This window comes from Planctopirus hydrillae, assembly GCF_001707835.1.
GTDB classification, from domain to species: Bacteria; Planctomycetota; Planctomycetia; order Planctomycetales; family Planctomycetaceae; genus Planctopirus; species Planctopirus hydrillae.
The window spans coordinates 62,036-74,862 of record NZ_LYDR01000001.1 but is presented as its reverse complement, the minus strand read 5'-3'; the positions used below and the strand labels follow the sequence as shown (position 1 = coordinate 74,862).

Annotated in this window: 9 protein-coding genes; 6 read left to right on the top strand and 3 right to left on the bottom strand. The window is 52.8% G+C overall.

All coding sequences use genetic code 11. From position 1 onward, the window contains the following. The first annotated feature begins 12 nt into the window (after positions 1–12). Positions 13–942 (top strand): hypothetical protein, encoded by a 930-nt coding sequence (locus A6X21_RS00345; protein ID WP_068845151.1) that lies wholly within the window; start codon positions 13–15, stop codon positions 940–942. Here the strand turns inward: A6X21_RS00345 and A6X21_RS00340 are convergent. The 3 genes from A6X21_RS00340 to A6X21_RS00330 form a co-directional block, all read right to left on the bottom strand. Next, positions 931–1,395 (bottom strand): GNAT family N-acetyltransferase, encoded by a 465-nt coding sequence (locus A6X21_RS00340; protein WP_083233282.1) that lies wholly within the window; start codon positions 1,393–1,395, stop codon positions 931–933. The two genes, A6X21_RS00345 and A6X21_RS00340, sit on opposite strands and share 12 nt — an antisense overlap. 102 nt (positions 1,396–1,497) lie before the next feature. Further along, positions 1,498–3,489, bottom strand: a complete 1,992-nt coding sequence (locus A6X21_RS00335; protein ID WP_083233288.1) for an amylosucrase — start codon at positions 3,487–3,489, stop codon at positions 1,498–1,500. A 67-nt stretch (positions 3,490–3,556) separates the two neighbouring features. Beyond that, entirely contained in the window at positions 3,557–5,845 is a 2,289-nt protein-coding gene (locus tag A6X21_RS00330; protein ID WP_068845149.1) for an HAD-IIB family hydrolase, read from the bottom strand. A gap of 399 nt (positions 5,846–6,244) precedes the next feature. On the opposite strand from A6X21_RS00330, the gene A6X21_RS00325 reads away from it, so the two are divergent. The 5 genes from A6X21_RS00325 to A6X21_RS00305 all read left to right on the top strand — a co-directional run bounded on the left by A6X21_RS00325 (position 6,245) and on the right by A6X21_RS00305 (position 12,820). Next, positions 6,245–7,933: a flagellar hook protein FlgE gene (locus A6X21_RS00325; protein WP_068845147.1), complete on the top strand. Its 1,689-nt coding sequence runs from the start codon at positions 6,245–6,247 to the stop codon at positions 7,931–7,933. A 580-nt stretch (positions 7,934–8,513) separates the two neighbouring features. Further along, positions 8,514–9,512, top strand: coding sequence for a prenyltransferase/squalene oxidase repeat-containing protein (locus A6X21_RS00320; RefSeq protein WP_068845145.1), 999 nt, complete (start codon positions 8,514–8,516; stop codon positions 9,510–9,512). Positions 9,513–9,523: 11 nt separating this feature from the next. After that, entirely contained in the window at positions 9,524–10,492 is a 969-nt protein-coding gene (locus A6X21_RS00315; protein WP_068845142.1) for a tRNA dihydrouridine synthase, read from the top strand. Positions 10,493–10,576: 84 nt separating this feature from the next. Continuing rightward, positions 10,577–11,815 carry a lactonase family protein gene (locus A6X21_RS00310; protein ID WP_068845140.1) on the top strand — a complete coding sequence of 413 codons (1,239 nt, stop codon included), beginning with the start codon at positions 10,577–10,579 and terminating at the stop codon, positions 11,813–11,815. Positions 11,816–12,046: 231 nt separating this feature from the next. Next, the gene (locus tag A6X21_RS00305; protein WP_068845138.1) at positions 12,047–12,820 is read left to right on the top strand and encodes a hypothetical protein; all 774 of its coding nucleotides are present in this window, start codon (positions 12,047–12,049) and stop codon (positions 12,818–12,820) included. The last annotated feature ends 7 nt before the right edge of the window (positions 12,821–12,827 follow it).

Below are 12,827 nucleotides of genomic sequence, written 5' to 3'. Positions count from 1 at the left end.
GAGACCTGCCCGGTGAATTCCAAGGCTTCTCACAGCACTGCGGGTTCTGAGAATTGGCACTGGCTGAACCTGGTGGCCAGTGTGAGTCTGCTGATCACCATGTGCGGATGTACCGAGGGTCGACTCTCTTCCCGCTGGGCAATGGATCATCAGGACTATGCCAGGAAATACGGCAAGCCCTACGAAGAACGCGGCGCTCGAAAACTCAAACGCATGGCGAAACAGGCCAGCGATGCCCGGTTTCTCGAAGACGATACAGGCTTAACCGCCGAAGTCATGGGTGCGGGCGACCCACTCTTCATGGGTGGTGCTCTGGGTGTGAATCATTACTTTACACCGGCATTCAGCGGACGGGCCAACATCTTTGGAGCACTGAGTGAACCACATACCGAAGGATTTCTCGTAGGGCTCGATGCCGGCGTGCGGCTGAATTCACCCTCCAGGTTCTCGCCATTTGTCGGTGTGGGTGCCATGGCAGGCTACACCGAACGAGAAATCGAGATTTCTGATTCACTCACAATCTCCACCGGCTCCAGTCAGCAAAAGTGCCAGGAGACATCGTCAATGATGGCGATCTATCCCGAGGTGGGAGCAACCTTCTGGCTGAATGGACATACCGCGATTCAAGGGTATGGCCGCTATCTCATTTCCACAGACTCTCACTCACAAGACTGGATGTGCGGCATAGGGATGACATTTCTCCTGTCACCTCGCGTGAATGAAATCGGAAACCAGGGCCGCAGTTATCAGGCACTTCCTCCCGCTCAATCACCGGCTGGAAACTCATCAAGCCCAGCCACTGAGCCATTTTTCGTACCGGCTGATCACGTTGAAACAGACCCCACAATAGCCCCGGATCTTCCCGAACCAGTGAGCGAGCGACCTCTGTCGGGAAATCACACTGCACCGCAACTGCTTCCCGAAAATGAGTCATCGCGGTAAAGATTCTCGCGTACTCTTAAGCGTGAGGACTTTTTGCAAGAGGGCATGAGGTAACGTGACACCGGCTCTTGTGGCGATTCGTTGTTCAACAACGACAAATTTTTTCTGTAAGAAGAATGGTTCAGCAGTCAGACTCACGAACGAGTGAATGGTGGTCATTTCTTTCGACTGAGCCAATTCTTCAATGTGCTGCAACATGCCACTGGCAACTCTTTGTCCTTTGGCCCAGGGGGCGACATAAAAGTGATCGATCAGGCCATCGGGCTGTAAGTCCGCATACCCCGCGATCCTCTCCTGCAGTATGGCCACGAACGGTTGCCGGGCTTCCATCCGGGCACAGAATTCGACTTTGTCGGCTGCACTCGATACCCAGGCCCTTCGCTGCTCCAGCGAGTATTCGCCACCTGTCAGCTCCATGACAGCCGCCACGAACAACTCACGCAGCAGACCCATCTCATCGCCCCGACACGGACGACACTCGATGTGATCGCAGTTCCTCCCCGCAAACACTTTCTCATTCCTACTGGCAGTCAAATGATCCTCCCCAGAACAAGTTTATCGACTTCCCTGGCGGTCAAGAATCATGAACTGATACGGCTGGAGTTCTAACGTCGTTCCTGAAGAGATTGTCATCCCCGAAACCTGATCGATGACTGTTCGCCGCAAGCCTAATCCGCGAAGTATACGGCCTTCCACAACTTCAACCTTCTCTGTGAAGTTCGCAAGTATCAGTACGCTGGCCTGTGCATGCGTGCGGAAGTAACCGAGAACATGATCGTTGCCTGTCCCTACAAACTCCGTTTTCCCAGGGCGCAACGCCAGATTCTGTCGCCTGATAATCCCCAGTTTCAGAATGCCGTCATGAATACGGGCAGCCGGAGTATCATGATCGGCAACCTCCTGCATCTGCTCCCACGGGAACTTCGGCCTGTGAATCCAACGGGAATCGGCTTTTCTTAATGGATCGTCTAAATAACTTGCATCGTTCAATGAACCGATTTCATCCCCTAAATAGATCAGCGGAATACCACCAATCGTCATGACGACACCATAGAGCAACAACACTCTGCCAATCGCGAAATCGATCTCGACTCGATCCTGATTGCGAATGGCTTTTCCCAGACCGGCTAATGAGGCACATGTCCCGGAAACACGGGCATCACCTGTACTCGAATTCTCCTGGAAGGGGACACCTTCAGCAAAGCTCCCTTCGACCCGGCCTGTATAAAACTGAGTGAGAAATCGTCGATGGGCAATCGGATCATAGCCTGCCTCGCGGATTTCTTCGTCGGTGATCGACCAGCCAATATCATCATGACTTCTTATATAGTTCACCCAGACACAACCGTCCGGGAGAGGGAATCTTTTTCTGACAGAAGCAAGTAACGTCCGGATATTTCTGGTCGCCAACGATTCCCAAAGAAGTGCCATCAGTTCCGGATTGTAACTGAGAACGCACTCCGCACGATTGATATAGGTACGGACTTCATCAGGGTGTACAATCGCTTCGGACTTAAAAACCACAGCAGGTGCTGCAATTTGCGTGGCAGCATTGAGCACACTGACGATCGTATGCGCCTGAGGGAGATTCTGGCAGTTGGTTCCCAGTTCCTTCCAGATAAATGCAATAGCATCCAGGCGAACGATTTCAACGCCTCGATTGGCAAGGAACAGAAGTTCGTCGAGCATTCGCACCAGCACTTCGGGGTTGCGATAGTTGAGATCCCATTGAGAAGTATAAAAGGTTGTCCAGACCCATTGGCCAAGAGCTGTCTGATAGGTGAAGGCGCCGGGATGCTCTTCGGGAAAGACCTCGACTAAGGTTCGTTCATATTGATCAGGTAGAACCCGGTCTTTGAAGAATAGATAAAAATCCTGATAGTCGCGTTCACCCTTCAATGCTCGTTGGGCCCATTCATGCTCATCAGAGGTATGGTTAAACACAAAATCAAGCACGAGAGAAATCCCATGCCGGCGAAGTTGTGTTGCCAGGTGCTCCAGATCTTCCATGGTGCCGAACCTGGGATTGATCGTGCGATAATCGCTGACGGCATACCCTCCATCGCAATCGGTCGAATGGACTTTATAAATAGGCATTAGGTGAAGATAGGTAATTCCCAGTTCAATCAGATAAGGAATTTTGGCTTCAAGATTTCGCAGCGTACCGGCGAAGAGATCGACATAGCACATGGCCCCCATGAGTCGTGGTGCCAGATACCAGTCTTTGTCCGATTCTCGCAAAGCGTCGAAGGCCTTGAGTTCTGCAGGTCGCTCGAGAACCGAACGAAAGACGACAGCCATCAGTTCTTCGAGATGGTAGAACGAATCAAAGCGGTCACCATAAAGCTGGTAAAAGCTTTGAAATAAGAGCTGGTGCTGCTCCTGCAGACGACGTTCGAGAACATCCCAGTCGCCATCGGGAAAGTCAGCTCCGAATCGACTCTGCATGCGGTCAATGAGTCGCAATTTCAGCTTACGCAATTCTCCTTCGGAGAGTGGTGCTGCTTTCGAGCGATGAGGGAGAGAAACTTCTGGTCGCGATGACATGATCATGTCCCCTTCACTGGCCGGGCCATTGTCATGAAGTTGAAACGGTCTGGTGGATCAAGGGATGTTATCTCAATCCCAGGTATGACAATCCTTCAAGGATGCCTGCTGCAAAATGCCTTTGAGCAAGATAGACCTCGGCCTGCTCTTTTCGAATTCGCTCTTTGAGCAGAGGCTCAGAATTGCCGACCGCAATGGCTGAGTAAGGTCTTTTCAGCAGATCCCAGTCGTTGCAGGAATCGCCTGCGACGACAATCTGGAGATCGTTTCGAGAGATCTGGCACATGAGGAAGTCGAGAGCTGCCCCCTTGCCTGAGCGATCGGGCAGGATGTCGACATATTGACCATGTGAGGCAATCACCTGGCAGGGGCAGCCTGCTGCGAATAAATGATCTTTAAGAAAGAGTTCCTGCTCGGCGGAAAAGGTTTCGGTCGTCAGATAACTCAATTTGAAGGGTCGCTGCGAGTGCGGCTCAGTCTGTGGTACCAGCCAGCCTGTGCGTGAGATGAGTTCTGCAATCTTTGAAGGATGCCACGATTCTCCCAGCCAGTCCGACCATTCGGGCCAATGCTCGTGCTGATCTCCCAGCACAATCTCACTCCCGACGGAGGCAATCATGATCTCTGGATAAGGGACATTCCATTCCCGGCAAACTTCATAAACCAGAGCAGGTGCTCGCCCGGTGGCAACACCCAGCATCCATTGACCCTTTTGGGCTTCTATCCATTCGAGTAATTCTTGTAACGATTCGCGATCACCCAAGAGAGTGCCGTCGATATCTGAAATCAACAACCCACTGACGTTCTCCAGTCGCTGATCGAGCTTTTCCATGAGACTCGAACGATTGATTGCCGTTCGTCCGGAAGGATGATCGCTTTGTGAAGACAGATTGAGGGTCGCAGAACTCGATAAAGAGTCTGAGATCGAGTTCCAGCCGGGATGAATTCGGGAAACGACTCTCAGATAGTGTTCGACATGTGCTTTCCAGGCGTAATGACTGCGAACATTCTGGATGCCGTTCTTGCTGTACTCATTCCATAAGTCGCCATCGGTCAGCAATCTCAGGATTCCGGCTGTCAGGGCCTGCTGATCAGTAACATCGAGGACGATGCCACTATTGCAGAGAGCGACAATATCCTGTGGGCCGCCATTTTCTGTGGCGATAAACGGCAGGCCCGTCGCACTGGCTTCGATTGTGGTCAACCCGAAGAGTTCAATAAAAGCGGAGTTAACAAAGACTCCACGGCCACTGGCTGCCAGACGATAAAGTTCGGGGACATCGAGTTCGGAATCGTGCCTTTTGGGAATCGCCATTTTCCCATAGAGGTCGTAGCGATCCATTAAGAGGAGAATATCCGTCAGGACTTCGCGCTCATTGCCGGACATGGTGTTGATGTCTTCACGAATCCCTGCGAAGACAGCAAGGTTGGCAATCGCGCGAAGTTCGGGGCTTTCGCCGTAGGCCTGAATGAGAGATTGAATATTCTTGCGACGATCTGGACGACAGAGAGCAAGAATCAGTTTTTTTTGAGGGTCAGCCAGAAAGCGGGCCAGTTGTCGCTGCATGCGACTGCGAGCCTGTTTGAAGCCTTCACCAATCTCTTCACCGGGCAATTCGTAGTTGTAGTAGGGGAAGAAGCGTTTGAGATCGAGTCCTGGTGCAATGACTTCGACAAGAGTTTCTTCTGGGATCTGATACCCCTGGTATTGGGAAAGTTTCTCGTGGAGTGTGCTGGTAATGACAGCATCAGCGGCATCGAGACACGACTGTTCTTCTGAAATGCGATGATCAATATTCAGCAGGCGGTTGGCTTTTTCGTGTGACCAGCCTTCGGAGGCCAGATAGTCCAGTTTGGGCTTACCTAAAGAATGGCCAGTGAAAATGAACGGAATTTGAAATTGGCGAGCCAGATTCCTGGCGACGACACCGGCATCGGCATAGTGCCCGTGAATCCAGGCCAGTGGCCAGGGCTGCTTATGCGTGAAGGATTCCAAAGCTTTCGTGAATTCGTCCAGATACGGCCAGAGGTCTTCTTTGCGGACGTATTGATCATCGGCACAGGAGACCCGCACAATCCGGCTGCGAGGTGAGAGTGTTTCGATTTCACGAGAGTAGGACTCATCGAGAGGTTGCCCATCTGTACCGAGACCTCGCAATCGACGCGTGATCAGATCGACCTGTGTAATTCGCGGATCTTCTGCCAAAGCCACTGCGAGATCGAGAACATAACGGACTTGACCCCCAGTGTCGGCGTCACGCCCCATTTCAATGGAGTCGCCTCGAACGAGCCCATGCAGACTCAGAATTTGCACATACATCAACACCCCCCAGACCAACGATCGTTGATTCGCCATGCTAACAAATTAAGTCAGTTGAGGTGAGGAAATGAGGGCTGGAACTTGGAAAAGTCCATGAAATCAGCCGATTTTTATCGTTCACTGCTGTTCCATGTTTTTTTTTTTTGGAAATGAAGTGTGATGGCCTGCATTTTCTGCCGGTTGGAGTGACATCATGTGGGGGCCTGGCCTGTGAACTTTGAGGGTTATCCCGAATAGTCCAGAAGGCATGGTCGTACCGCCCGCCGGTTGGATCGAGGAGGCGATTCTGTATCGCCTGGTCGACCTTCAAGAACCGATATGCTGACAGACGTACGACCTCGTCAAGTGTCGTGCATCTGTGGTGGCTCAGGAAGAGCCTGCCAGAATTCGCGGTGGAAGCCACCCGTCAGGGAGACTTTCAGGAAAGGGCCAGGGATGGGTCTGACTTCTGCTCTGAATACGTCGCTGAATGGCCTTTCTCTCAATGAAGTGACCATTGACGTGCTTGGCAACAATATTGCCAATGCCGGTACGAATGGCTTTAAGGCTTCGACTGTTCGCTTTCAGACCCAGTTGGCTCGCACGCTGTCAATTGGTTCACGACCGACGGCCACTGATGGGGGAAGTAACCCCAGGCAGGTGGGCCTCGGAGCGACAACTTCTGCCATTAGCAAAGACTTTACTCAGGGCAGCCTTTCGAATAGTACCAGTGCCTCGGATCTGGCGATTCAAGGGGAAGGCTTCTTTGTGATGGATGGTTCCGGCGGGAGAACTTATACCCGCAACGGGAACTTCCTCCGCAGCAGTGACAGTTATCTCGTCAACGATCAGGGCCAGTTTGTTCAAGGCTATGGGATCGACGATGAGTTCAATATTGTCACGACCCAGTTATCGCCCCTGCGAATTCCACTGGGTGAGTTGAACGTTGCGCAGCGTACCTCACAAATTACGATGGGGGGAGCACTCTTTCCCGCGGGAGACTTATCGACTCAAGGCGCAATTGTGAATAGCGAAGTCCTCACAGACAGCGTGACAGGACTTCCCGCAACGGGGACCGCTCTATTAAGCAACGTCGAGAACGCAGGGGGAACCAACTACTTCAATGTCGGAGAAACTCTAACCTTTGCACCTCGCAAAGGAGGACGGGTGGTCGAAGAGCAATCGTTTACTGTGACTGCCACATCGACCCTGGCCGACTACGTCAACTTCATGAATAACACGCTTGGTATTCAAAGTGGTGCGGGGATACCCAACGATGCCACCACAGGTGGGCAGCCGGGAGTGACTCTCACTGGTGGTCAAATTCAAGTTGTGGGGAATACAGGTTCTCAGAATGATATCAGCATTACTGCGGGAGACCTCAAGACGAACGGCGCTGTCGTCCCCCTGAGCTTTACCAAGTCCGAATCGAGCAATGGCGAGAGTGCTGCGACTGAGTTCATTGTCTACGACTCTCTGGGTCAAACCGTCAATGTGCGCATGACCTCGGTCCTGGAAAGCCGTGGGCCAGGAGCGACGACATTCCGCTACTTCCTGGAGAGTGCGGATGACAGTCGACCGGGAGTTGCGATTGGTACCGGACTGATCACCTTCGACAGTGACGGCAAAATCACGGGCGACACGACGCAGATGTTCACACTCGAGCGTTCAGATACAGCAGCTGTCAGCCCCATGCAGATTGAAATGGATCTTTCGCAGATCAGCGGGATCTCATCGGCACAATCAGGGAGTGCATTGAACCTTGCCAATCAGAATGGTTCCAAGCCAGGGACGTTGCAAAGCTATGTGATTGATGAGCAGGGGTTGATCAACGGGATCTTTGACAACGGCTTGATCCGTCCCCTTGGTCAGGTGGTATTGGCCCGGTTTGCCAATTCGGATGGTTTGCTCGAAGCAGGTGGCACGGCGTTTCGTGAGGGCGTGAGTTCTGGTGTGCCTCAGATTGTGACACCGGGCTCATTCGGAGCGGGGACGATTGCCTCAGGCAAAATCGAACTCTCGAACACGGATATCGGCCGTAACCTGGTCGATCTGATCGTCGCTTCGACGAACTATCGTGGAAATGCACGAGTGATTTCTTCAGTCCAGGATCTGACCAACGAGTTGCTGCTGTTGGGTCGATAACCTGCAAATTCCTGAACGCTTCAGGGACTGATCCTCGCCGTGACGAAGACGATCTTCATCTCTTCGGGAAGATTTTCTGGCTTCCTCTTCTCTTCTCTATAAGAACTTTATGTTCTCGCAGAAGAATTCGTAGAAGCGACCGTCTGATGGTGGATTGTGAATAACTTTTTTGTGGCAACCAGAAGTGAGAAGACCACTTAGGTTGATTAACACACAATCTGTCCCTGTTGAGAAGCCATGGGTTAAGTGTCAATAACCTGGCAGAAACAGTCCCTCATCGAGGCACTTATCAAGGTTGCATTCTGTGGGACGCTTGAGCCTGTGGGAAACGCCACGGGTTACGTCTGAGTTTCCGATATGAATCGTCGAATCATCATCGAGTTATCGACGGTACTTCAGGAAATCTAAGTGTTTTGTGCCGATTTCCTGTGAGTTGATCGATTCTTTCTGGTGTAACGAATAGTCTCATAAAGCGAGTCGGTCAAGAGGATTTGACGAGCGTCCCTTCATGGTTGCTCATCGAACAGCCAGAAGATTCCCATTGGTGCACAGCAGGGCGAACGGCAGGTAGTGACGCAATATGTCGGCTGGATATCTCATTACGTTGGGAGATGATCTCAAGCGGGGATTGGCGACTTTTCCTGTCGAGCTGGCAAAGAAGCATGCCCGCTTTATCGAGAGCCGCCAGCAGGACGATGGGGGTTTTGGTGGTCGAGTGGAAGCCCTCGATGGGACACCACTGGCCGCTGATGAAGCGACCTCCGACCTCTACTATGCTGCCTTTGCCATAAGATCACTCGTCGCACTGGGGCAGCTTACTCCTCAAGTGGCGCAGCGTGCAGGAAACTGGCTGGGCCAGGCCTGGTCACCCCGCCTCAATGTGATCGATCTCGTGAGTTGGCTCTATCTGAGTGTGGTGCTCCAGATCGAACAGGGGATCGAAACGGTCTCCGTTCAAGCGGCCCACACCTCTGTGTCATCAGCGGACGTGCTGCAGGCCATCCACAGGCTCGAAGAACTTCGCCGGCCCGATGGCGGATATGCCAAATCGATGGAAGGTGTATCGAGCAGCACCTATCACAGCTTTCTGGCAGCACTGGCTTATGAACTGGTGGGCCAGTCGCCTCCGGAGATCGCTCGACTGATGAACTTTGTGAAGTCACGCCAGCGGGATGATGGCGGGTTTGTCGAAATTGGCCCCATGAAGCGCAGTGGCACGAACCCTACGGCTGCTGCCGTCGCTTTACTCAAGATGTATGGCGAAATCACACCGGCACTAAAAAGTGATGTGGCAGGCTTTCTCAGTGATGTGAAAGCGAGTGATGGGGGTTATCTGGCCAACAGCCGCATCCCTTTCCCGGATGGATTATCAACCTTTACAGCGTTGGTGACATGTCGCACGTTGGAGATTGAATCGCCCAGTCCATGGAGGAGAGTCGGCGCTTTCATGAAGAGTATTGAAGTTCCTGCGGGAGGATTTCTTGCCGCTGGCTGGGATCGCGAAGCCGACGTCGAATACACTTTCTACGGATTAGGGATTCGCGCACTCATTGGGCTGGAAGCGAAAGCCGCTTCCTGAAGGTTTGTGGCATGCGTATTGGGAATATCAGTCTGGCTCATGGGCTGACGTTGGCTCCGATGGAGGAGCATACGAGTTTGCCCTTCCGGCTGATCTGCAAGCAGCAGGGGGCCAGCCTGGTTTGCAGTGAGCGGATCGATGCCAAAGATGTGGCCGAGCGGGATAAGCGCGCCATCAAGCTGCTGTCGACCACCTCCGCCGAGCGGCCGGCTGTCGGTCAGATCAGCGGGAATGATGCCGCTCAGATTGGTGAAGCCGCCCGGGTCATTGAAGAACTTGGCTTTTCAATGGTCGATCTCAATTTTGAGTGTCCGATCCGTCGTCTGGTGGGTCGTGGCGAAGGTGGTGCACTGATGGGCCAGCCGCAGCGGATTGCCGAGCTGGTCGCGGCAGCTCAGCAAGCAGTCTCGATCCCGGTGACAGTCAAATTGCGGACTGGCCCTAAGGCCGGCGAAGATACCGCTGTCGAAACGGCCCAGCGAGTCGAGCAGGCTGGCGGTGCAGCCGTAGTTCTGCATGCCCGCAGCGTCGAGCAGGCTTATCTGGGTGGGCCGGACTGGCAGCATGTGACGCGTGTGAAAGAAGCGGTTTCGATTCCAGTGTTAGGAAGTGGTGGAGTGCGTACGCCTCAGGATGCCATCAGTTTTCTGGAATCGAGTGGAGCCGATGGTGTGGCGATTGGCCGGGGTTGCCTGGGAAACCCGTGGATCTTTCAGCAGGCCCGCACGCTGCTGTTTGGCAGCCGTGAGATTGTTGAGCCGAGTCCTGCCGAGCGAGGGAAAGTCCTGCTGGCTCTTGTCGAGCATGAGTTCGAGTTCTATTCAGCTCATCTGGCCCAGAAGCGACTCGCCCGGACGGCCTGCTACTTTGCGAAGTTTCTCCCGGATTTTGCTGAGTTCAAGAAAGAAATCCACGCCATCAAGAATCTCGCTCAGTTTCGCACACTGGTGCGGGAATGGTTCCGGCCAGTGGCCCGGTAGCCTCCTCTGCTTGACAGCCTGATTCGGTGCAACGCACACTGCAGATTTGCGAAAACAGGTTTTCCAGTTCCCCAGGAGTCTCCCATGTCAGCGGCACGGAAGCTGAAAGATTTTTTCCAACAGTTGACGAACGGCTGGTTGCCTCTGGCTGTTTTGCTCCTGATATTCGCCCAGTTAATGTTTTGGACGGGAAAACCGGCCCAGGCACAAGAGACCAAAGCACCTGCATTGTTCCATGTTTATTTTGGAACTTATACCTCGGGGACCAGTGAAGGAATTTATCGATCGACTTTCGATGCATCGACGGGCACTCTTTCGACACCGGAACTGGTGGCCAAGGTGACCAATCCTTCCTTTCTGGCCATCCATCCGACGAAGCCCGTGATTTACTGTGTGAGTGAAGTGGCCGAATCGTTGCCAGGGAGCGAAGCGGGACGACCGACGGGGGCTGTGATCGCTTTTTCGCGGGAAGCGGCCCATGGTTCGTTGAAGGAACTGGGTTGGAAACCTTCCGGCGGTGCGGGGCCATGTCATCTATCGGTCGATCTGGCGGGAAGTGCCTTATTTGTCGCGAACTATGGCGGTGGCTCGGTGGCATCACTGCCTCTCAATGCAGAGGGTGTTCCTGAAAAGCCCTCCTCGATCATGGTTCATGAAGGGTCGAGCATCAATAAACAGCGGCAACAGAAGCCGCATGCGCATTCCATCAATCTCGATCAGTCGAATCGCTATGCCTTTGCGGCTGATCTGGGTTGCGACAAGATCTTTATCTATCAATTTGACCCGGCGACCCGCACCCTCAAGCCTCATGACATCCCTTCGGCACCGGTCGCAGCAGGTTCCGGGCCCAGGCATTTAGCGTTTCATTCCCATGGGCGCTTTGCCTATGTGATTAATGAGCTGACTTCGACCATTACTGCTTTTAAGTATGACTCGACCAAGGGAGATCTGGAACCCATTCAGACGGTCTCGACTTTACCTAAAGATGCGAACACACCTGGCAATTCGACGGCAGAGATTGTGGCCCATCCTTCGGGGAACTGGCTGGTGGGATCCAATCGCGGCCATGACAGTCTGGCACTCTTCAGTATTCGGCCAGAGACCGGAGAATTGAAGCTGGTGTCCAATGTCCCTGCTGGTGGAAAGACACCCAGAAACTTTGCGTTCGACCCGACGGGCCAATGGCTGATTGCGGCTCACCAGGGGAGCAACAGTGTGCAGGTCTTTGCGTTCAATGCCTCGACAGGGACATTAACCCCGCAGGGAGAACCTGTGGCGATTGGTGCCCCGGTCTGTGTGCGGTTCGTGCCAGTCAAGCCGTGATGCAGCAGGATCTTGTCACGGCATCGCGAAATGGTGCATTGACCTGTGTCGGCCGGGCCTGTGTGGGATTTGATGAAGATTCAAACTCCCACAGAATTTCCTCATATTCTTGATGACTGAACGTCAGGGCACTCTTTAGGATGCAAGCCGTCGGTGCTTCACCGCCAGAGTCCGATTTCGGACTCTGGATGTTGAATCATCATCGCGCTCCCAGTCTTGAAAGGTTCTCTCATGACCCAGGCATGGCCGACTTATCCTGCTCCCCGCAAACTGGCACTGGTGGTCAGTTGTGTGGACTATCGTCTGCTGGATGACATCGTCAGTTACCTGCATCTGGACAACATGACGAACCGGTATTACCACTTCGCGATTGCCGGGACGGCGCTGAGTTTAGTGGAAAAGTTACGAAAAGATGACTTTCAGCCGCCTGAACCAGGCGATGTCGAAAGTTATGAGAGGGCCAATATCAAGACGGAGTCTGATCTCATGAAGTTGTTCTGCGCATGGAAGCGGACCTTTTTTGATCAGGTGAAAGCGGGATTGATTCTAACCAAGCAGGGGATCTCGGATATCTATATCATTCAACATGAGAACTGTGGAGCTTTCCGGATCTATCTCAACAAAGACATTGAGACAAAGTGTTGCGGGGAAACGGATGACCATCAACATTGCGCGAATTTTGAGATCGAGTTGCATCAATGGTATGCCAAGGAGTTCAAGAGGCAGATTCAGAGAGATTGGAATGGTTTTGTTGGCAAACTATTTGATGATCAATGGCAGAGTAGCAAAGAATTCGGAATCAAGTGCGAAGCAGCTGATGACCAAAAGGCCCAGACCAAAAGGCCAGATGATGATAAACCTAAAGCTCCTGAAATTCATCTCTTGTATATGAATCTTCGTGGCGAGATGTTGAATCTGGAAGAGTGGGAGCCTGATCCTAAAACCTACAAAGTCAAAGAGAAGAAGAAATCCAAAAAGTCGAAAGACGCAAAGAAGTCCGAGTAATTATTTA

Bases quoted from the DNA above. Each gene is read 5' to 3' on its own strand.
- A6X21_RS00330 (WP_068845149.1), bottom strand. From the start codon at position 5,845: ATGGCGAATCAACGATCGTTGGTCTGGGGGGTGTTGATGTATGTGCAA.
- A6X21_RS00310 (WP_068845140.1), top strand. From the start codon at position 10,577: ATGTCAGCGGCACGGAAGCTGAAAGATTTTTTCCAACAGTTGACGAAC.
- A6X21_RS00340 (WP_083233282.1), bottom strand. From the start codon at position 1,395: ATGGGTCTGCTGCGTGAGTTGTTCGTGGCGGCTGTCATGGAGCTGACA.
- A6X21_RS00305 (WP_068845138.1), top strand. From the start codon at position 12,047: ATGACCCAGGCATGGCCGACTTATCCTGCTCCCCGCAAACTGGCACTG.
- A6X21_RS00325 (WP_068845147.1), top strand. From the start codon at position 6,245: ATGGGTCTGACTTCTGCTCTGAATACGTCGCTGAATGGCCTTTCTCTC.
- A6X21_RS00335 (WP_083233288.1), bottom strand. From the start codon at position 3,489: ATGTCATCGCGACCAGAAGTTTCTCTCCCTCATCGCTCGAAAGCAGCA.
- A6X21_RS00320 (WP_068845145.1), top strand. From the start codon at position 8,514: ATGTCGGCTGGATATCTCATTACGTTGGGAGATGATCTCAAGCGGGGA.
- A6X21_RS00315 (WP_068845142.1), top strand. From the start codon at position 9,524: ATGCGTATTGGGAATATCAGTCTGGCTCATGGGCTGACGTTGGCTCCG.